Source organism: Streptomyces sp. NPDC017095, assembly GCF_044332325.1.
GTDB lineage: Bacteria > Actinomycetota > Actinomycetes > Streptomycetales > Streptomycetaceae > Streptomyces.
This window is the reverse complement of sequence record NZ_JBIROU010000009.1, coordinates 140,591-158,663: the sequence shown is the minus strand read 5'-3', so window position 1 is coordinate 158,663 and position 18,073 is coordinate 140,591. Positions and strand designations below refer to the sequence as shown.

At 71.7% G+C, this 18,073-nt stretch carries 21 protein-coding genes, 1 tRNA gene and 1 pseudogene; 19 read left to right on the top strand and 4 right to left on the bottom strand.

Going from position 1 to position 18,073, the window contains the following annotated elements; genetic code table 11:
* Nucleotides 1-16 precede the first annotated feature (16 nt).
* The 16 genes and pseudogenes from ACH4OA_RS19665 (at nucleotide 17) to ACH4OA_RS19590 (ending at nucleotide 12,153) form a co-directional block, all read left to right on the top strand.
* Nucleotides 17-280: a DUF6303 family protein gene (locus ACH4OA_RS19665; protein ID WP_397969964.1), complete on the top strand. Its 264-nt coding sequence runs from the start codon at nucleotides 17-19 to the stop codon at nucleotides 278-280.
* Nucleotides 277-1,284, top strand: a complete 1,008-nt coding sequence (locus ACH4OA_RS19660; protein WP_397969962.1) for a DUF2637 domain-containing protein — start codon at nucleotides 277-279, stop codon at nucleotides 1,282-1,284. Before ACH4OA_RS19665 ends, ACH4OA_RS19660 begins: the two co-directional genes overlap by 4 nt.
* Complete coding sequence (locus tag ACH4OA_RS19655) at nucleotides 1,284-1,625, top strand: RRQRL motif-containing zinc-binding protein (RefSeq protein ID WP_397969960.1); 342 nt, start codon at nucleotides 1,284-1,286, stop codon at nucleotides 1,623-1,625. Before ACH4OA_RS19660 ends, ACH4OA_RS19655 begins: the two co-directional genes overlap by 1 nt.
* A 46-nt stretch (nucleotides 1,626-1,671) precedes the next feature.
* Nucleotides 1,672-2,172 (top strand): hypothetical protein, encoded by a 501-nt coding sequence (locus tag ACH4OA_RS19650; protein WP_397969958.1) that lies wholly within the window; start codon nucleotides 1,672-1,674, stop codon nucleotides 2,170-2,172.
* A gap of 19 nt (nucleotides 2,173-2,191) precedes the next feature.
* Nucleotides 2,192-2,740: a plasmid transfer protein TraA gene (gene traA, locus ACH4OA_RS19645; RefSeq protein ID WP_397969956.1), complete on the top strand. Its 549-nt coding sequence runs from the start codon at nucleotides 2,192-2,194 to the stop codon at nucleotides 2,738-2,740.
* 17 nt (nucleotides 2,741-2,757) lie between these two features.
* Nucleotides 2,758-4,836 carry a plasmid transfer protein TraB gene (gene traB, locus ACH4OA_RS19640; RefSeq protein WP_397969954.1) on the top strand — a complete coding sequence of 693 codons (2,079 nt, stop codon included), beginning with the start codon at nucleotides 2,758-2,760 and terminating at the stop codon, nucleotides 4,834-4,836.
* A 206-nt stretch (nucleotides 4,837-5,042) separates the two neighbouring features.
* Nucleotides 5,043-5,504, top strand: coding sequence for a hypothetical protein (locus ACH4OA_RS19635; protein WP_397969952.1), 462 nt, complete (start codon nucleotides 5,043-5,045; stop codon nucleotides 5,502-5,504).
* Nucleotides 5,505-5,515: 11 nt separating this feature from the next.
* Nucleotides 5,516-6,208 carry a SpoIIE family protein phosphatase gene (locus tag ACH4OA_RS19630; protein ID WP_397969950.1) on the top strand — a complete coding sequence of 231 codons (693 nt, stop codon included), beginning with the start codon at nucleotides 5,516-5,518 and terminating at the stop codon, nucleotides 6,206-6,208.
* Nucleotides 6,209-6,222: 14 nt separating this feature from the next.
* The gene (locus ACH4OA_RS19625) at nucleotides 6,223-6,480 is read left to right on the top strand and encodes a hypothetical protein (protein WP_397969948.1); all 258 of its coding nucleotides are present in this window, start codon (nucleotides 6,223-6,225) and stop codon (nucleotides 6,478-6,480) included.
* 85 nt (nucleotides 6,481-6,565) lie between these two features.
* Nucleotides 6,566-7,039 (top strand): annotated as a pseudogene (locus ACH4OA_RS19620) (DNA cytosine methyltransferase); the annotation flags it as partial.
* A gap of 177 nt (nucleotides 7,040-7,216) precedes the next feature.
* Entirely contained in the window at nucleotides 7,217-7,840 is a 624-nt protein-coding gene (locus tag ACH4OA_RS19615) for a hypothetical protein (RefSeq protein WP_397970118.1), read from the top strand.
* 85 nt (nucleotides 7,841-7,925) lie between these two features.
* The gene (locus ACH4OA_RS19610; RefSeq protein ID WP_397969946.1) at nucleotides 7,926-8,837 is read left to right on the top strand and encodes a bifunctional DNA primase/polymerase; all 912 of its coding nucleotides are present in this window, start codon (nucleotides 7,926-7,928) and stop codon (nucleotides 8,835-8,837) included.
* Complete coding sequence (locus tag ACH4OA_RS19605; protein ID WP_397969944.1) at nucleotides 8,834-9,190, top strand: hypothetical protein; 357 nt, start codon at nucleotides 8,834-8,836, stop codon at nucleotides 9,188-9,190. Before ACH4OA_RS19610 ends, ACH4OA_RS19605 begins: the two co-directional genes overlap by 4 nt.
* Entirely contained in the window at nucleotides 9,187-10,425 is a 1,239-nt protein-coding gene (locus tag ACH4OA_RS19600; RefSeq protein WP_397969942.1) for a DUF3631 domain-containing protein, read from the top strand. Before ACH4OA_RS19605 ends, ACH4OA_RS19600 begins: the two co-directional genes overlap by 4 nt.
* Before the next feature lie 154 nt (nucleotides 10,426-10,579).
* Nucleotides 10,580-10,792, top strand: coding sequence for a helix-turn-helix domain-containing protein (locus tag ACH4OA_RS19595; protein ID WP_365876054.1), 213 nt, complete (start codon nucleotides 10,580-10,582; stop codon nucleotides 10,790-10,792).
* Nucleotides 10,789-12,153, top strand: coding sequence for a tyrosine-type recombinase/integrase (locus ACH4OA_RS19590; protein WP_397969940.1), 1,365 nt, complete (start codon nucleotides 10,789-10,791; stop codon nucleotides 12,151-12,153). Before ACH4OA_RS19595 ends, ACH4OA_RS19590 begins: the two co-directional genes overlap by 4 nt.
* Nucleotides 12,154-12,306: 153 nt before the next feature.
* On the opposite strand, the gene ACH4OA_RS19585 is transcribed toward ACH4OA_RS19590, so the two are convergent.
* Nucleotides 12,307-12,388 (bottom strand) — tRNA-Tyr (locus ACH4OA_RS19585).
* 214 nt (nucleotides 12,389-12,602) lie between these two features.
* Here ACH4OA_RS19585 and ACH4OA_RS19580 point away from each other — a divergent pair.
* Nucleotides 12,603-13,091 carry a YajQ family cyclic di-GMP-binding protein gene (locus tag ACH4OA_RS19580; RefSeq protein ID WP_365876047.1) on the top strand — a complete coding sequence of 163 codons (489 nt, stop codon included), beginning with the start codon at nucleotides 12,603-12,605 and terminating at the stop codon, nucleotides 13,089-13,091.
* Between the two features lie 90 nt (nucleotides 13,092-13,181).
* Here ACH4OA_RS19580 and ACH4OA_RS19575 read toward each other — a convergent pair whose 3' ends face one another.
* Complete coding sequence (locus ACH4OA_RS19575; RefSeq protein WP_365876045.1) at nucleotides 13,182-13,448, bottom strand: GlsB/YeaQ/YmgE family stress response membrane protein; 267 nt, start codon at nucleotides 13,446-13,448, stop codon at nucleotides 13,182-13,184.
* A gap of 243 nt (nucleotides 13,449-13,691) precedes the next feature.
* Here ACH4OA_RS19575 and ACH4OA_RS19570 point away from each other — a divergent pair, with 243 nt between their 5' ends.
* A complete protein-coding gene (locus ACH4OA_RS19570) occupies nucleotides 13,692-14,093 on the top strand; it encodes a YccF domain-containing protein (RefSeq protein ID WP_397938337.1) in 402 nt (133 codons plus the stop codon).
* 58 nt (nucleotides 14,094-14,151) lie between these two features.
* Here ACH4OA_RS19570 and ACH4OA_RS19565 read toward each other — a convergent pair whose 3' ends face one another.
* Together ACH4OA_RS19565 and ACH4OA_RS19560 are read right to left on the bottom strand one after the other, a co-directional pair.
* Nucleotides 14,152-14,466: a hypothetical protein gene (locus ACH4OA_RS19565; protein ID WP_397938339.1), complete on the bottom strand. Its 315-nt coding sequence runs from the start codon at nucleotides 14,464-14,466 to the stop codon at nucleotides 14,152-14,154.
* Between the two features lie 68 nt (nucleotides 14,467-14,534).
* Nucleotides 14,535-15,140 carry a hypothetical protein gene (locus ACH4OA_RS19560; RefSeq protein ID WP_397969939.1) on the bottom strand — a complete coding sequence of 202 codons (606 nt, stop codon included), beginning with the start codon at nucleotides 15,138-15,140 and terminating at the stop codon, nucleotides 14,535-14,537.
* Between the two features lie 319 nt (nucleotides 15,141-15,459).
* Here ACH4OA_RS19560 and ACH4OA_RS19555 point away from each other — a divergent pair, with 319 nt between their 5' ends.
* A complete protein-coding gene (locus ACH4OA_RS19555; RefSeq protein WP_397970109.1) occupies nucleotides 15,460-18,057 on the top strand; it encodes an AAA family ATPase in 2,598 nt (865 codons plus the stop codon).
* The last annotated feature ends 16 nt before the right edge of the window (nucleotides 18,058-18,073 follow it).

Below are 18,073 nucleotides of genomic sequence, written 5' to 3'. Positions count from 1 at the left end.
GGAGTTCACGGCGCAGTTGTCCACGCTTAGGGGCTGCTGGCGCCTGTACGTGGTGCTGCTGAACACGACCGAGCAGTGGCCCGAGTACGGCTTCGACCGTGCGCTGCCGGTGCCGACGTTCACCGAGCGCGCGCAGGCGCTCAGCGTGCTGGGCTTCGAGCCGCTGCCGGGCGCCGCGTGGCAGTGGACCGAGGACAGCCAGGACCCCGACGACCCGGCGTCACCGGTGATGCTGATCGCCGCCACTCGGGTGCGTACACGCACGGGGGTGGACGCATGAACGGTGTTCAGATCCGTTCAGCGGAGCGCGCGCTCTCGGTGGGCACGTGGCTGATCGTGTGCGGCGCGATGCTGTATTCGATCCTGACCGTCACGCCGCTGATGTCCGCCCACACCGCTGATGAGTGGGACTGGACGGCACCGATCCTGCCCCTGGTGGTGGACGCTGCGGTGGTGATCGTGGTCCGGCTGGATTCGGTGCTGGCCCGCCTGGGTGGGCACGGCGGCCGGTGGCCGATCATGCTGCGGTGGATGACCGGCGCCATGACCCTGGCCCTGAACACCGCCGACTCCGCGCTGGCGAAAGACCTGGTCGGGGTGGCCGTACACGCCGTGGCGCCGCTGCTGCTGATCGTCAGCGCGGAGGCGGGACTCGCCTACCGCCGTGCCATCACCGCCGCCGTGCAGGTGCTGGAGGAGCGGCAGCGGGCCGAGCGGGAGCGGGCCGAACAAGCGGCCCGTGAGCGGGAGGAAGCCGCCCGCCGGCAAGCCCGGGAGGAGCGCGAGCACGCCGCCATGCTGGCGCGTGAACAGCGTGAACACGAAGCCGCTCTGGCCCGCGAGCAGGCGGAGCGGGAGGAGCGGCGCTGGCGCGAGGAGCAGGAGCAGCGGGCTGTCCGTGAGGCGGCGGAGCGCGAGGAACGTGAACGCCGTGAACGCGAGCGTGAACAGCGCGAGCGCGAGCGTGAGCGCGCCGAGCGGGAGGCTGCTGAACGGCGCAAGCGGGAGGCTGCGGAGCGGGCCGAGCGTGAACGCCGTGAACAGCGCGAGCGCGAGGAGCGGGCCGAGCGTGAACGCGCCGCGCTGCTTGAGCGCGGCCCGGCTGCCGGCAAGCTGCCCGAGGACGAAGCGCGCGCGATCGTGGCCGCCGCGTTCGGCGTCGGGCTGTCGGTGCGGCAGGCGGCGGAGCTGTGCGGCTGGTCGGTCGGGTGGGTCTCCACCCGCTACGCCGAACACCGCGACCCCGCCACGGGCGGCGCTGAACTCGCGATCGCGGGCCGCTGATGGCCACCCTCCCCGTCTACCCCTGGCGCCTTGCCCCTGACGGGCTGGCCACGCTGCGGCAACTGCGCGCGGCCGGTCTTCGGCCGGGCGGACAGGACGTGGCCGCGCAGCTCGAACGGCCGCGCCGGCGCCGGGGCCCGCTGGTCGCCTACCTCTACCGCATCGACCAGGCCAAGCCGGTGCGGCCGATGACCCCGGCGAAGTGGGCCGCGCTGGAGCGGGCGAACACCGCCCGCCGCACCTGCCCCGAGTGCCGCCGGGATGCCGGATACGTCATCCCGGCCGCGCTCGGCGCGTGCGTTGCGTGCGCCTTCCCGGACGACCAGGCCGCCGCGGCCTGAAGCACAGCACACCCCACCTGACTGCCTCCCGATGAGGAGATCCGCTGTGTCCAGCCGTTCCCGTGCCCGCGGCCTGAAGTCGGCCGCCGGCGTCCACACCGTTCACATCCCCCGCCAGCGCGGGCGCCGCGGCGCCCAGCCGTTCGTGATCGTCGTTCCCGAGCAGCCCTCCCTCACCCGCGAGGCTGCCGGGTGGGCGGGCCGCATGCTGTGGCGCCACCGCGGCGCCCTCGCGCCGACCGGCTGGGCCCTGCTCGCCCTCGCCGCGGCCGGACTGCTGCACGCCCAGGCGCCGCGGACCGGCCTGCTCCTCGCCGTCCTCGCCGCCGGCCCGGCCGTGTGGGTGCTGCTCGCCCAGCGCCGCCGCCCCGGGACCGGCTCGGTCCTGGCCTGGCGCATCGCTCTGGCCCTGCTCGCGACGCTGGCCCTGTCCTGGTTCGCCGCCGCGACCGGGTTCGGCCCGCTGACCGGCCCGCTCGCCCTGCTGTGGCTGCTGATCTGGGGCACCGCGCAGACCGCCTGGCTCATCGTCCGCCGCACCCACTGACCTGCGAAGGAGCCGATCAATGGCCTCCACCAACAGCCGCGGCGGCAGCAGCGCCGACGGATCGAAGTCGAACAAGTTCGCCAACGTCGGGGCCGCGGCCGGCGGTTTCGTCGGCGCCATGGGCAGCTCGTTCGCGCCCCCCGTGAACGTCACCATCAACCGGACCACCAACAACCACCGCGCCAGCAGCGGCGGCGGGCGTCGCCCCCACGCCGAAGGACTGCTGCCGGCACCGGAGTTCACCTCGCCGGCTCAGGTGCGGCAGTACTGCAACACCCTGCGGGCCGCCGCGGTGACGCTGTCCATCGAAGTGGCCATGGGCGCCGAGATCATGAAGGGCGTCCTGGCGGCCGTGCCCGACCCGGAAGGGCGGGCGTTCGGCTCGCGCATCCGGGCCCAGAAGGTGGCCCGCAAGATGCAGCGGTCCGCGGACGCCCTGCGGGACGCCGCGAAGAACGCCGCCGCCTGCTACGCGGCCTTCCAGCAGGAGTACGAGGAAGAGATCAACCGCGTCCGTCACCGTGCCCGCCGGCCGCAGCAGCCGGTCATGAACTGGGCCCAGCAGTAGGGAAGGGGTGAGCGTTCATGGCTCGCAACAGCCGTTCGGTGGCCTACGGCCACGACGGGACGGCCGCCTACCTGCCCGACCCGTTCACCAACGGGTCGGGCGGAAGCGTGGGCGTCTACCTGCTCAACCGGGTCAAGCCGCACCTTCCGCCCTGGCTCGGCTGGGCCGGGACCGGCCTGGCGGGTGCGCTCGGCTCTCTGCGGTGGGAAGCCTCCGCCGGGGCCGGCGTCGGTCTCACCCTCGCCTCCGTCGCCCTGACGGGGGCGACGTGGTGGGCGGGGAAGTCGACCAGTCAGCAGCGCCGGCTGCACTCGGCCATCACCGTGGCAGCGGGGTCGGCGTGGGTGACCGCGGCCTGCCTCGCCGGACCCACCACCGGCCCGCTGGACGACCTGTTCCTGATGGGCGGGCCCGTCGTGGCGCTGTCGTGGAACGTCCGCATGGTCCTGCGCCGCAACGACACCGACCCGCAGACGGGCGGCGCCGACAAGGGGCTGCTGGAGAAGGTCGGTCTGGCCCGCGCGCAGATCGGGCAGGCGAAGGTGGAGCCGAACCGGGTCACCGCGCCGCTGTCGCTGGAGCCGGGTGAGCAGACCAACGACGACGTGTCCAAGGCCCTGGCCCGGATCGCGTCCGCGCTGGACCTTCCCGTCTCCGCCGTCCGCTACCTCCCCTCGCCGGACTCCAGCCGGCGTGGCGAGCTGGTCATCGTCCCCGAGGACATGCTCGCGCAGCCGGCGGAGTACGAGGGACCCTCGAATCTGGGGGGCTCCATCGCGGAACCGCTGGTGATCGGCCGGTACGACGACGGCTCCCCGCTCGTCATCTGGCTGCCGGGCGACCCGGAGGCCAAGCGGAACAGCACCCACGTCCTGATCGCGGGCGGGACCGGGTCCGGCAAGGGCGAAACCGCGCTGAACCTTCAGACGGAGATCCTCTCCCGCCGGGACGTGCTGCTGTGGGTGTCCGACCCCAAGGCGTTCCAGGACTTCGCCCCGCTGCGGCCCGCCATGGACTGGTCGGCGGAAGGCGGGGCGGACACCGAAGTCATGGTGGAGGCGGTCAAGGCCGTCATCCCCGCCCGTACCCGCTGGCTGGGTGCCCACGGCTACCGGCAGTGGGTCCCTGAGGCAGCCGAGCAGCAGACCAGCCGCGAGCACACCTGCCGCCCCGACGGCCGGCCGTGCGGCTGCCCCGGCATGCCGTTCCTGGTCGCCTGGTTCGAGGAGGCGGCGAACACCCTGCGCAACCTCGGCGACGACGCGTTCACCGGCATCGCGCAGGAAGCCCGCTCGGCCGGCGTCTCTCTGGTGGTGTCCCTCCAGCGTCCTTCGTACGACCAGATGTCCACCAGTACCCGGGCCTCCCTGCCGTCCGTGATCGCGCTCGGCTGCGACCCCCGCGACGAGGGGTTCTCGCTGCCCGAGGCGGTCATCGACGCCGGCGCCCACCCCGGGGCGTGGGGCAACCGGCGACCCGGCTACTGCTACGTCGTCTCCCCGGGCATCCCCGAGGACCGCTACCCCTCCCCGGGCCGCACCTTCGCCTTCCCCGTCCAAGCTGCTGCGCTCATGGAGCAGCTGGCGGCGTGGGCACTGCGCGAGGGCGCGACCGCCGACCCGGTCACGGCCGGAGCGGTGACCGCGGTCGCCGGTCGCGCCTACACCGGCCGCACCGCCCCCGACCCCACCCCGGCCGCGGGCAGGCCGCGGCTGGCCGCCGTACAGGGAGACAACGACATGAGCGACGGACAGGGGCACGGGCTGCTGGTCGACCCCGAGGACGCCGGTATCGACCCCGAAGCCGACTTGCCGGGCGCCGAGGAAGGGGACGACGCCCCGATCTTCGGCCAGGAGACCGGACGCAAGCCGTCCCCCGACGAGGCCCGGCAGCTGTTCGCGCTCGCGCTGGAGGAGTTCGAGCAGGCCGGCCAGATGGTCGTGGGCCCGGTCGACTTCATGGACTGGTGCGACCGTAACAACCTCTCCCGCTCCTGGGTCTCCAAGCGGCTCAAGGACGCCGCGCTGGAGGGGCGGCTGGAGGCGACGAACACCACCGGTCGGTGGCGCATCGTCCCCGCCCTCGCCGCCGCCTGACACCCGTCACACGTGACGGGCCCGTCACACCCAAACCCCTAGGCAGACGCGGGTGTGACGCACCGTCACACCGGCCCGCCACACCCGCGTCACACCGTCTGAAGCCCGCCCGCGACCCTCACGTCACACCCCGACGCGAGGAGCCGCGGCCCACTCCGGAGGGACACTCCGTGAACCGCCCCAACCACCCCACCCACCCCCTCCCGATGACCGACACGGAAGCCGCCGCCGAGGCCCGCCGGATCATCGCCGACGCCTACCGGCCCGCCCCCGCGGTACCGACCGCTTACCGGGACACCACGCCCGTGCCCGCCTACGGCAGCACGCCGCCGGTCGTGCAGCCGGGCACGCCGCCCATGTCGCAGCGCGCGGTCGACGCCGGCCGGCTCATGCTCACCGCCGGCCTGGCCACCGTCCCGCCCGGCCTCATCGCCATCGGCCTGCTCATCGCCTCCGAGCACGCCGACCCGACCGTCATCGGCCTGATCTGCTCCGCCCCGGCCGCCATCGCCGTGCCCATCCTCGCCCTCGCCCGGGTGCTGCGCCGCGCCAAGGACGTGGTGCCCAACGTGCACCATCACCACTACACCGGCCCCGTCCGCCAGGAGCACACCACCACCCACACCCACGGCCTGATCGCCCGCACCCACACCGAACTGCACGGCTGAAAGGACGCAACGTGATCATCACGGGACTCGCCACCCGCGAGGGCACGGCCGCCGACAACGCCGACGCGGCCACGGTCCACGTCCTTGCCGACGGCACGGTCGGTGCGGCCGTCATCGACGGCATCGGCCACGGCCCCCGCACCTCCGCCACGGCGCCCCTGCTCGCCGCAGTCGCCGCCCGGATCTCCGCCCGCCGCGGGCCGCTCGCCGGACTCCTCACCGCCGCCGAACTGATCGCTGAGCCGGGCGCCGATGACGACGAGGCCGACGCGGTCGCGGTCGCGGCCCGCGTCATCCCCGGCGACGACATCACCGTCATCAACTGGACCGGCGACGCCCGCGCGTACGGCTGGAACGGCCAGCGGCTGGAGCTGTATACCGACGACCACACCGTCGGCGCCCAACTCCGAGCCAACGGGGTGGCCCTGGAGATCGCCCGCGAACACGACAACTGGCTCCGCACCAGCCTCGCCCGGGCCACGATCGGCACCGTCTACACCGCCGGCGTCCGCGACCAGCTCCTCATCCTCACCACGGACGGCGTCCACGACCAGGTGAAACCGGAGGTCATGAAGACCCTGGTCCGCGAGCTGGAGGACAACCCGCAGGCACTCGCCGAGGCCCTGGTAGCCGCCGCGCGCGAGACAGACGGCTACCGGGACGACGCGACCGCCGTCGTCATCGCACACCCCTCCGCACGCTGAACCGGAGGACAACCATGCGACCGCGCATCAAGGTCATCGACTGGACCCGCCGGGCCCTCGCCATCGTGGACACCCCCCGCCCCGACTGTCCGCTGTGCCACGGCAACGGCGGACACACCTGGGACTACACCACCCCCGACGGCGAATACGACGGCAGCGACTTCGACCCCTGCACCTGCTGGAACGACACCCGCCGCTGGCTCCTGCTCCCCCTGCCGTCCTGGACACGGCGCACTCCGCCCGGCGGCTACAGCAACGAACCCCCCTTCTAACAACGCCAAGGGCGGCCCCCGTCTCGCCAAAGTCCGGGGCCGCCCTTGTCAGCCAGAACCCGTCAAGGAACTGGAGACACCCAGCATGACGCATTCCGCCGCGCCGGTAGAGGGCGGCAACATCAGCCTGTGCACCGGCTCCGGTGCACTGGACCTCGCCGTGGAAGCCGTCACCGGCCTGCCCACGGCTATCGTCGGCGAGAAGGACCCGGCCGCCTCCCGGCTGCTGGCCGCCCGTCTGCCCCACGCCCGCAACGTGGGTGACATCAAGGCCGTCGACTGGCCGGCACTGTCCGCCTCACTGCCGCGCCCGGCAGCTCTGACCGCCGGTTTCCCCTGCCAGGACATCTCCAACGCCGGACCTCGGGGAGGAATCGCCGGTGACCGCTCGGGACTGTGGAAAACCGTCGCCCACGCCATTCGCCACCTTCGACCCCGACTCGTCTTCCTGGAAAACGTCGCCGCCCTCCGAAGCCGGGGCCTCGATGTCGTCGCCGCGGACCTGGCCGCGTGCGGGTATGACGCGCGGTGGATGTGCCTACGAGCTGGAGATCCCGAAATCGGCGCCCCCCACCGGCGGGACCGCTGGTTCGCCGTCGCGTATCCCGCTGCTGAAGACCCCCACCTCCCAGTTGGGACGCAACGGCGGGCCCCAGCACCCGGACAAGCGCCGCGCCGGCGGGCACGGGCCCACGCTGGAGGACGAAGTGGTCTTCTTGCTGCCCCCGACGGACACATGACCCTGCTGCCCACCCCGGCCGCCGCCGACGGAACCGGCGGCCCCGGCACCTCCCCCAGGCGCAAGGGCGGCATGAACCTGCGTACCGCCGTCACCCTGCTGCCAACCCCGGCGGCCCGCGACTGGAAGTCCGGCGCTTCCAACCTGCTGGAGACCAACTCCCGACCGCTGAACGAAGTCGTGGTCAACCTCCTGCCCACCCCCAAGGCATCGGACGGACCCCACGGCGGCCCGAACCAGCGCGACCGGGCCGGGAACTACTACCTCCCCGGACAGGCCGTACGCCTGGACAACCGATGGGTGGCCACCAATGGCACCGACTACGGGCCCGCCATCCGCCGTTGGGAGGCCGTACTCGGGCGCCCCGCACCGGAGCCGACCGAACCCGGCACCAAGGACAACCGCCGCCTATCCCCGGCGTTCGTGGAGTGGATGATGGGCGCCGATCCCGGCTGGGTGACCAGCCCGGACCTGGGCCTGTCCCGCTCCGACCAACTCAAGATCCTCGGCAACGGCGTCGTCATCCACCAGGCCATCTACGCCTACCGCGCGCTGCTCACCACCCTCGCCCCCGGCGCCGCGAGCCCCGGCCCGTCCCAGCTCGCCCTGGATGTGGCCTAGACAAACCAAGGGCGGCCCCCGTCTCGCCAAAGTCCGGGGCCGCCCTTGTCAGCCAGAACCCGTCAAGGAACTGGAGACACCCAGCATGACCCATAGCCCCCGCTCCGCGCTGCTGAATGCGGCACTGGCAGCCGCCGAACGCGGCTGGCACGTCTTCCCGTTGCGCCCCGGCACCAAGCGGCCCGCCCTGCACGGGGAGCAGTCCTGCCCCCTCACCGGACCCTGCGCGGCCGGGCACCTGAAGTGGGAGCAGCGCGCCACCACCGACCCGGACCTGATCCGCGCCGCCTGGGCACGTGCCCCGTACAACGTCGGCATCGCCACCGGCCCCTCCCGGCTCGTCGTGGTCGACCTGGACGTACCCAAGAACAAGGGCAAGGGCAGTTCGGACGCGCCTTGCGGCGCGACGACCTTCCAAGCGCTCTGCGAGCGCGCCGGCCACGCCGCCCCCACCACCTACCGGGTGCGGACCGCGAGCGGCGGGACGCACCTGTACTTCACCGCCCCGTCCGGCTTGCACCTGACCAACACCGCACGGACTATCGGGGAGTTGGTGGACACCCGGGCGTGGGGTGGGTACGTCGTCGCCGCCGGCAGCACCACCCCCACCGGAACCTACGAGGCACAGTACGGCCCTGAGGCGGCCGTCCTGCCGTCGTGGTTGCAAGCCGTCCTCCAGCCCGTCCCCAAGCCGTCACAGGCGCCCGCGACGGCCGTCCTGGGGCGATCCCGGCGGTACGCGGATGTAGCCCTGGCCAACGAGGCGCGGGCGGTCGCTGCGGCCCGTGTCGGCGAGCGGGAAGGGACCCTGTTCCGTGGCGCGCGCGCCCTGGGGCGCCTCGTCGCGTGGGGCGACCTTCCCCGGCAGGTGGTTGAGCAGGCTCTTCAGGAGGCGGGGGAGGCGGCCGGACTCACCGCGGCCGAGTGCCGCTCCACCCTCCGCAGCGCCCTGAACTGGTCCATCGCCCACAACCAGACCCGCCGGGAGACGGCATGACCGCCCCCTCCCGCCCCTGTCTGAAGAGCATCACCTCCACCCCGGACAGGCCGCCGGCCGCCGAACCGGCCGCGCCCCGCCCGGCCGTGGGCGAGCCGAAAGGCGCCGCCCGCCAGGGCGTCCCTTCTGTTCTTCGCCCTGACCAGCACCCGGCCCGTGACCGCTACCCCGTCGCCTGGCTCACGGTCACCGCGCCGTACGGGGGCATGCCCATGGCCGCCTCGCAGTGCTGGTGCGGCTGGGACCACGACGCCATCGGCCACGCCCAGGTACGCGCGCTGATCGAAGCCCACACCGCCCACCGCGCCACCTGCCCGCTCCGCAACCTCCGCGAAGGGAGGGCAGCCGCATGACCTCCCCCATCGACGGCGCCGCGCTGCTCAACGAGGTGGAAGCCTTCCACCGCCGCTTCAACGTCTTCCCCACCGAAGCCGCCTACGTCGCCGTTGCCCTCTGGGACGCCCACGCCCACCTGCTCGACTGCTTCGACTCCACCCCCCGCATCGCGTTCCTCTCCCCGGAGCCGGGATCGGGCAAGTCCCGCGCGCTGGAGATCGTGGAGACGCTCGTCCCGCAGCCGATGGTCGCCGTCAACGCCTCCGCCGCCGCTCTCTTCCGGGCCGTGTCCGGCACGAAGGGGCGGCCCACGATCTTGTTTGACGAGATCGACACCGTGTTCGGGCCCAAGGCGGGGGACAACGAGGAATTGCGCGGCTTCCTCAATGCCGGTCACCGCCGATCCGGGGTCACGTACCGGTGCGTCGGTGACGGCTCCAACCAGACCGTCCAGCCGTTCCCCTCGTACTGCGCGGTCGCCATGGCCGGACTCGGCTCACTGCCGGACACGATTCTGACCCGCTCGGTCATCGTCCGCATGCGCCGGCGGGCCCGGAACGAGCGCGTGGAGCCCTACCGGCAGCGCGTCCACGAGAAGGAAGGCCACGCCCTGCGGGACCGGCTCGCCCGCTGGGCCGCCGCCGTCCGCTCCACGGTCGATGGCGCCTGGCCGGTCATGCCCGAGGGCATTACCGACCGGCCCGCCGACGTGTGGGAGCCCCTGCTGGCCGTCGCCGAGGCAGCCGGCGGGAGCTGGCCCGAGCGCGCGCGGGCCGCGTGCGTCGAGCTGGTGACCGCCGCGGGTGAGGACGACGAAGCCTCCCTGGGCATCCGACTGCTGACCGACTTGCGCGACACGGTGTTCTGCGGCATCGACCGCATGCCGACCGCCGCCATCCTGGAGTGCCTGACCAGCATGGACGATGCGCCATGGGTCGACGTCGGCGGCAAGCCGCTCACTCCCCGAGGACTGGCCCGGCTGCTCAGCCAGTACGTCACCGGAGCCAACAAGCCGATCAAGCCGCGCCCCATCCGTACAGCGGCCGGCGCAGTGCCGCGCGGCTACTACGCCGAGGACCTCGCGGACGCCTGGGCCCGCTACTGCGCCCCGCCCCCGTCAAAGTCCGCTACATCCGCTACACCCGCTACGCCGCAGGTCAACACGGGTGAATCCGTAGCGGATGAGCTGCCCGGCATCCGCTACACCCCCGACGAAACCGCTACGTCAAACGCCCCCGCCCGCCCCGCGTAGCGGCGTCAATCCGCTACACGGCCTCCATCCGCTACAGAAAACAGGCCCATGACCTGCGCTGTAGCGGATGTAGCGCATGTAGCGGACGCACGGGGAGGGCCCCGCAGGGCCCTCCCCGTGGCTTCTCCCTCCTGCTACTCAAGGAGATCCCGGCATGGCCACCCCTTCTTCCCGCCGACGCCGCCTCCCCAAGGACGAATTGCTGCCGCTGAGCGACGCCCTGGAAGAGATCGGCATCAGTCGCGCCACCTGGTACCGGTGGCGAAACCGCGGCTACGGACCGGAGGCGAAGCGCACGCCGTCCGGCCGCATCTGTGTGCGCCGAAGCGTCCTGGACGCCTTCAAAGACGAATTGGAAGCCGCGTGACCGAGTGGAGCTACACCGTCAAGATCTGGGCCATCCGTAAGCGCGACTACCGGAAGCCCTATCAACTCCGCTGGAAAGTGGGCACCAGCCCGCACGCGGAGTCGTTCCTCACCCTGGGCCTGGCGGAGAGTCGCCGGGCCCAGCTCATTACCGCGGCCCGTGAGGGCGAGCCGTTCGACGTGGACAGCGGCTTGCCGAAGTCCATGGTCGTGAAGGAGCGGGACATCTCGTGGTACGAGCACGCCCGCAACTACATCGGCATGAAGTGGGACCACTCCCCCGCCTCGACGCGGCGCACGCTGGCCGAGGCGATGGCGACCGTGACGCCCGTCTTTGTGAAGGACACCAAGGGCATGCCGGACGCCAGAGTCGTGCGTCGGGCCCTGTATGGCTGGGCGTTCAACAAGAACCGCTGGGACGAGGAGAGTCCCGCCGACGTGACCAAGGTGCTGGAGTGGTTCAAGCGCAAGTCGCTGTCCACTTCAGCCCTGTCGGATCTCCTGCTGATACGGGCCGCGCTCAATGCAGCGTCCGTGAAGCTGGACGGGAAAACCGCAGCACCGGGAACCATCAGCCGCAAGCGTGCGATCTTCTACAACTCGCTGGAGTTCGCCGTGGAGTCGGAACTCCTCGCCGACAACCCGCTCGCCCGCCTCAAGTGGAGGGCGCCCGAGCAGGTAGTAGAAGAAGTCGACCCCGAATGCGTGCCGAACCCCGAGCAGGCCGCCAAGCTGCTGGCCGCAGTCCGGGACCAGAGCCCGCGCGGCCGGCGCCTGGTGGCGTTCTTCGGCTGCATCTACTACGCGGCGGCGCGGCCGGCCGAAGTCATCGGCCTGCGGCGCCGCGACTGCGACCTTCCCCGGCGCGGGTGGGGACTGCTCCGTCTGAGGGAGACTCGCCCCCGTTCGGGGACGGCCTGGACGGACAGCGGTGAGGCGCACGACAAGCGGGGACTGAAGCACCGGCCCCGGCGGGCCGTCCGGCACGTGCCGATCCCGCCGGAACTGGTCGCCCTGCTGCGGTGGCACCTGACCGCGTACGGCACCGCCCCGGACGGCCGGGTGTTCCAGACCGCGCGAGGCGGATTGGTCCAGGACACGGGCTACGGGGAGGTCTGGGCCGAGGCTCGTTCGCGGGCCCTGGCCCCCGAGGAGTTCGCTTCGGTGCTGGCCAAGCGCCCATATGATCTTCGCCACGCCGCGGTGTCCACCTGGCTCAGCTCCGGGGTGGAGCCCCAGCTCGTGGCGGAGCGCGCCGGCCACAGCGTGGCGGTGCTCTTCCGGGTGTACGCCAAGTTTCTGAAGGACGGGGACGAGGCGGCGAACGCCAAGATCTCTGCCCGGCTGGGGCGGGCCCGATGACCGGCCACGAAACCCGTCCACGCTCCGTCCACGCACACCGAGACGAGGCGTTCGAACGCGAGACAGCGTGAGACAGTCCCCTGATCACTGGGGAGTACGACGATGGCCCCGTGATCTGCTGTTTACGCAGATCACGGGGCCATCGCTCCCGTGTGGCGGCGCCAGGATTCGAACCTGGGAAGGCTGAGCCGGCAGATTTACAGTCTGCTCCCTTTGGCCGCTCGGGCACACCGCCGGGTGACGCTGCCGTTCGAACCCGCTTTCGCGGTGCTCCCCGGCAACGACGTAAACAATACCCGATCCACCGGGGTGCTTCGCCACCCGGTTGATCTCCGCTTCCCGGGTCGCGAGGTGGCTAGGCTGGTGCGGATGCGGCCCGGTGCTCCACCGGGCCCGGCGGTCGCCGCCGCGCACCCGATCACGCACCCCGATACAAGGAGCCACAGGACATGGCCGACTCCAGTTTCGACATCGTCTCGAAGGTCGAGCGGCAGGAGGTCGACAACGCCCTCAACCAGGCCGCCAAGGAGATCTCGCAGCGCTACGACTTCAAGGGCGTGGGCGCCTCGATCTCGTGGTCCGGCGAGAAGATCCTCATGGAGGCGAACTCCGAGGACCGGGTGAAGGCCGTCCTCGACGTCTTCGAGTCCAAGCTCATCAAGCGCGGCATCTCCCTGAAGTCGCTGGAGACGGGCGAGCCGCAGCTCTCCGGCAAGGAGTACAAGATCTTCGCGTCGATCCAGGAGGGCATCTCCCAGGAGAACGCCAAGAAGGTCGCGAAGATCATCCGCGACGAGGGCCCGAAGGGCGTCAAGGCGCAGGTCCAGGGTGACGAGCTGCGGGTCAGCTCCAAGAGCCGCGACGACCTCCAGACCGTGATCGCCCTCCTGAAGGGCAAGGACTTCGACTTCGCGCTGCAGTTCGTGAACTACCGCTAGGCGGCCGGAACCGGAGAAGGGCGGGCACCCGGTGGTGCCCGCCCTTCCGCCTTCCGTCGCTGCCCTGCCGTCCCGCCGGGCCTGCCGGGTTCAGTCGCGTGAGTTGCCGAACAGCAGGCGGTAGACGATCAGCAGCACCAGTGAGCCGCCGACGGCCGCGGCCCAGGTGGCGCCGTCGTAGAAGTGCTTGCTGACCGGGTGGTCGAGCCAGCGCGCCGAGATCCAGCCCCCCAGGAACGCGCCCGCGATGCCGATCACGGTCGTGCCGATGAAGCCGCCGGGGTCGCGTCCCGGCAGCAGCACCTTGGCGATGGCTCCGGCCAGCAGCCCGAGGATGATCCAGCCGATGATGCCCATGCCGTGAACCTGCCCTTCCGTGCGGTGACCGCACTGTCCGGGCCCGGGTCTGTTCCGCCGTGGCCCCGCCGTCCGTCACGCGAGCGTGTGCGTGCCGTGTCAACAGGGAGGACGCCACGGGCGTACCCACCGGTTGCCCCGCCCGGCCCACGGCGTACGGCGATGACGGGCGAGGCGGCGCGGAAGGTGATGTGTGACGGCGGCAGGCATGCCGGCTGAGCCACCTGGAGAGGTATACGGGTTATGAAGGTGTTCAACCTGCTGCTCAATATCCTGTGGTTTCTCCTCTGCGGGCTCTGGATGGCGATCGGTTACCTGGTCGCCGCCCTGATCTGCTTCGCCCTGATCGTCACCATTCCGTTCGGCGTCGCGTCGCTGCGCATCGCCGGGTTCGTCCTCTGGCCGTTCGGCCGTACCACGGTGGAGAAGCCGGGTGCCGGCGCACCGTCGTGCGTCGGCAACGTCGTCTGGCTGGTCTTCGCGGGCTGGTGGCTCGCGCTGGCCCACCTGGTCACGAGCATTCCGCTTTTCCTGTCGATCGTCGGCATTCCCTTCGGCTGGGCGAACCTGAAGCTCATCCCGCTTTCGCTCATGCCGCTCGGACAGGAGGTCGTGCCCACGGACAAGGCTTTCGGCGAACGCTGATCTCGATCCCCCTCACCGCCGACGGCTGTGACGCCTACGGCGACCGGCCGAGCGGGATTCACGCACCCGTCGTAGCGCTCGGGCGAATGTCGTCCAGGCTGCCGACGTACACCACCGACGACGGATGTGCGGGCTTGGGCACCTGAATGAGAATGGGCACGTAAACGACGTCACCGTGCCTGAACTCGGCCTTCCAGGAATGCCGGTAGCACGTGATGTCGTCCGGGTTGTTCCGCGTCGCGTAACACTGGGTCGTCGACTTCACCGGTGCGCCGGCGGCATGCGCCGCGGATTCCCAGCCGCCCAACGCCATGAAGCAGGTCACCGCGACTGCGAGCCCGGCTCCGCGTACCGTTGCGTTCTTCGTCTTCATCACCCCGCACGAACGCGGCAGTCCAGCGGCCAGGGGACTGTGGACACCCGGCCGCCGGACCGTCAAGTTCAGCCGTTGTTGTTGTTATTGTTGTTGTTCGCGCCTCCGCCTCCGTTGTTATTGTTGTTGTTATTGTTGTTTCCACCTCCGCCGCCGTTATTGTTGTTGTTATTGTTGTTGTTGGCACCTCCACCGTTGTTGTTGTTGTTATTGTTGTTGTTGTTCGCACCTCCGCCCCCGTTGTTGTTGTTATTATTGTTGTTGTTCCCGCCCCGTCCGCCGTTGTTGTTGTTGTTATTGTTGTTGTTGCCGCCTCGTCCGCCGTTGTTGTTGTTGTTGTTATTGTTGTTGTTGCCGCCTCGTCCGCCGTTGTTGTTGTTGTTATTGTTGTTGTTGCCGCCTCGTCCGCCGTTGTTGTTGTTGTTGTTATTGTTGTTGTTTCCGCCCCGTCCTCCGTTGTTGTTGTTATTGTTGTTGTTCTGGTGGTGACCGCCTCGCCCACCGTTGTTGTTGTTATTGTTGTTGTTGTTCCCACCGTTGTCGCTCGGCGCCGTGGCGTGGGTTCCTGTGGGTGCCGGGGCGGCAAAGGCGCTCGACGGCGCCAGGGCGCCTCCCGCGGCCAGGGCTGCCGATGCGGCTATCAGGGCCGCGCGCTTGGCATACTTGTTCGCCATGATGTTTCCTTTCCGATGGGTATGGACGTCGTAGATCGGCAGTCCATTAGGCACAGGGCAGGCGACACACTCAGCGCGGAAACGGCAGGCGCCGCGAACTCCGATACCCCGGTCTGAAACTCTTCGGCCAGCATGCGCGGCCGGGGACGGCGGGCGCATCGGGTGCGCACCCCAAGTTCCGCCCCGCGCACCCCACGTCCGCCCCGGCACACACCCCACGCTCCGCCCCGGCAGCCCACCCCCGGCGCCGCCGCCCGGCCGGTCTTGATCGGTCTGGATCTTTTGCGCCGCTTCGGCCACGGGAGGAAACTGGCTGGTGATGGACCTTCTAGAGCGGGAGACCGTGCTCCGGGACCTGACCGGTCACCTGAAGGCCGCCGTGAGCGGGCCCGGACGCCTGGCCCTGGTCCGCGGGGAGGCCGGGATCGGCAAGTCCGCCGTCGTCCGCCGTCTCGCCCAGGTGGCCGATCCCCACATCCGGGTCGTGATCGGCGCCTGCGACCCGCTCGCCACGCCCCGTCCCCTGGGCCCCCTGCTGGACCTGGCCCCGCGTCTGGGCGACGAGGTGCGCGCGGCCCTGACGGGCACGCTGACCGGCGCCTGCCGTTCCGACGAGGTCTACGACCGGCTGCTCGCCGACCTGAGCGCCTACCCGAGTCTGCTGGTCGTCGAGGACATCCACTGGGCCGACGAGGCCACGTTGGACCTGCTGCGTTACCTGGCCCGCCGGCTGCCGGGCGTCCCGTCGCTGGTGCTGGCCACCTACCGCGACGACGAGATCGGCCGCACCCACGACGTGACCGCGCTCCTCGGCACCCTGGCCGGCTATCCGTGGGTGTACCGGCACGACCTGACCGCGCTGAGCCGCCGGTCCGTCGCGCGGCTGGCCACCGGACACGCCGTGGACGCCGAGGAGCTGTACCACGTCTCCGCCGGCAACCCGTTCCTCGTCACCGAGATCCTGGCCGCTCCCGCCGAAGCCATCCCGGCCACCGTGCGCGAGTCCGTGGCGGGCCGCCTGGCGGGACTGTCGGCCGCGGCGCGCCGGGCGGTCGACGTGCTGGCCGTCCTGGGGGCCCGGGTACCGCTGTCCCTGCTGGCCGGCGTCCTGCCGGCCCCCGAGGAAGCGCTGGACGAGGCCGTGGCCTGCGGGATAGTGCGCACCCACGGACAGGTGACCGGGTTCCGCCACGAACTGACCCGGCTGGCGGTGCTGGAGACCGTGCCCGCCGCCTACCGTCTGCGGACACACCGGCAGGCACTGGCGGCGATGCGGTCCGGTCCGGTCGCCGAGGAGGACCTGCCGCTGCTGGCCGAGCACGCCCACGGCGCCGGGGACGCGGCCGCCGTGCTGGAGTACGCGCCCGCGGCGGCCGCCCGTGCCACCGCGCTGGGGGCACACCGGGAAGCCGCCGCCCAGTACGCCCACGCCCTGCGGTACGCCGACCGCCTGCCGCCCGAGCAGCGGGTCTCCCTGATGGAGGGCCATTCGCGGGCCTGCCTGCTGTCCGGCCGGCTGGACGAGGGGATCGCGTCGCGGCGTACGGCGGTGAGGCTGCGCCGCGCCCTCGGCGACCGGCTGGGCGAGGGCGAGGACCTGCGCTGGCTGTCCTGCTGGCTGTGGCCGGCCGGGCGAGCCGCCGAGGCCAGGCGAACCGGTCTGGAGGCGGTGCGGGTGCTCGAAGGGCTGACGCCCGGCCGGGAGCTGGCGCGGGCGCACCTGAACCTCTGCCGGCTCGCCTGCTACGGGCACGAAGGCGAGGCGGCGGTCGCCGGCCACGCCGGGAAGGCGCTCGCCCTGGCCGGGCGCTCCGGTGATGCGGAGGTGCTCGTCCAGGCGCGCTTCCACACCGCGGCGGCACGCGTGCTGAGCGGGGGACGCGGCTGGGAGGAGTGCGAGCGGGCGGTCGCGGACGCGATGGCCGGGGGTCCGCCGCCGGACGCGGGGTCGTTGGCGCTCGTCCTGTGCTGGCTGGCCGCGTCGCGGCGGGACGCCGCCCGGACGGCCGCGGCCGTGAGCCGGGCGGAGGACTACTGCCTCGATCACGACCTGCCGGCCTACCTGCTGTGCGCGCGGGCCTGGGGCAGTTGGGGCCTGCTGAACCGGGGTCTGTGGTCCCGGGCCGCCGATGCCGCGCAGAAGATCCTGGCCCATCCCGGCTCGCCGCCGGTCGCCCAAGCTCTGGCGCTGACCGTGAGGGGCCTGGTACGGGCCCGTCAGGGCCGGCCCGAGGTGTGGCCGCCGCTGGACCGGGCGGCGAGCCTGGTCGACCCGGACTGCCTGCGGGACACGGGACTGGGCTGGGAGGCCCGGGCCGAGGCGGCCTGGCTGGCCGGCGACCACGAACGGGTGCGGACGGAGGCCCGCCGCGCTCTGACCGCGCTGGCGGACCGCACCCATCCCTGGCTGTCCGGCTCCCTGGCCTGTTGGATCCGCCGCGCCGGAGGAGATCCCCCACCGGTCCCGGCGGCCGGTCCGTACGCGCGGGAACTGGCCGGCGACTGGGCCGGCGCCGCGGCGCACTGGGACCGGCTCGGCTGCCCGTACGACGCCGCGCTGGCCCGCCTGTCCGGTGACGCCTCCGCGCTGCGCCGGGCCCTGGCCGCCTTCGAGGCCCTGGACACCCGGCCGGCCGTGGCCCACACCCGCTCCCTGATGCGGGCCCGCGGAATCCGCCCGGTCCGGCAGGGCCCGCGGCCGGCCACCCGGGCCAATCCCTACCGGCTCACCAACCGGGAGATGGACGTCCTGAAGCTGCTGGACGAGGGCCTTTCGGACGCCGAGATCGCCGCCCGCCTCTACATCAGCCCCAAGACGGCCGGACATCACGTGGGCGCCGTACTGACCAAGCTGGGTGTCCACACCCGCCATGAGGCCGCCCGGAAACACCACGGCCCCGACCCCGAGCGCGGGTAGGGCTCCGCGACGGACC

Bases quoted from the DNA above. Each gene is read 5' to 3' on its own strand.
- ACH4OA_RS19565 (WP_397938339.1), bottom strand. From the start codon at position 14,466: ATGAAGACGAAGAACGCAACGGTACGCGGAGCCGGGCTCGCAGTCGCG.
- ACH4OA_RS19625 (WP_397969948.1), top strand. From the start codon at position 6,223: ATGCGACCGCGCATCAAGGTCATCGACTGGACCCGCCGGGCCCTCGCC.
- ACH4OA_RS19570 (WP_397938337.1), top strand. From the start codon at position 13,692: ATGAAGGTGTTCAACCTGCTGCTCAATATCCTGTGGTTTCTCCTCTGC.
- traB (WP_397969954.1), top strand. From the start codon at position 2,758: ATGGCTCGCAACAGCCGTTCGGTGGCCTACGGCCACGACGGGACGGCC.
- ACH4OA_RS19635 (WP_397969952.1), top strand. From the start codon at position 5,043: ATGACCGACACGGAAGCCGCCGCCGAGGCCCGCCGGATCATCGCCGAC.
- ACH4OA_RS19610 (WP_397969946.1), top strand. From the start codon at position 7,926: ATGACCCATAGCCCCCGCTCCGCGCTGCTGAATGCGGCACTGGCAGCC.
- ACH4OA_RS19595 (WP_365876054.1), top strand. From the start codon at position 10,580: ATGGCCACCCCTTCTTCCCGCCGACGCCGCCTCCCCAAGGACGAATTG.
- ACH4OA_RS19655 (WP_397969960.1), top strand. From the start codon at position 1,284: ATGGCCACCCTCCCCGTCTACCCCTGGCGCCTTGCCCCTGACGGGCTG.
- ACH4OA_RS19555 (WP_397970109.1), top strand. From the start codon at position 15,460: ATGGACCTTCTAGAGCGGGAGACCGTGCTCCGGGACCTGACCGGTCAC.
- ACH4OA_RS19580 (WP_365876047.1), top strand. From the start codon at position 12,603: ATGGCCGACTCCAGTTTCGACATCGTCTCGAAGGTCGAGCGGCAGGAG.
- traA (WP_397969956.1), top strand. From the start codon at position 2,192: ATGGCCTCCACCAACAGCCGCGGCGGCAGCAGCGCCGACGGATCGAAG.
- ACH4OA_RS19575 (WP_365876045.1), bottom strand. From the start codon at position 13,448: ATGGGCATCATCGGCTGGATCATCCTCGGGCTGCTGGCCGGAGCCATC.
- ACH4OA_RS19600 (WP_397969942.1), top strand. From the start codon at position 9,187: ATGACCTCCCCCATCGACGGCGCCGCGCTGCTCAACGAGGTGGAAGCC.
- ACH4OA_RS19615 (WP_397970118.1), top strand. From the start codon at position 7,217: ATGACCCTGCTGCCCACCCCGGCCGCCGCCGACGGAACCGGCGGCCCC.
- ACH4OA_RS19560 (WP_397969939.1), bottom strand. From the start codon at position 15,140: ATGGCGAACAAGTATGCCAAGCGCGCGGCCCTGATAGCCGCATCGGCA.
- ACH4OA_RS19660 (WP_397969962.1), top strand. From the start codon at position 277: ATGAACGGTGTTCAGATCCGTTCAGCGGAGCGCGCGCTCTCGGTGGGC.
- ACH4OA_RS19605 (WP_397969944.1), top strand. From the start codon at position 8,834: ATGACCGCCCCCTCCCGCCCCTGTCTGAAGAGCATCACCTCCACCCCG.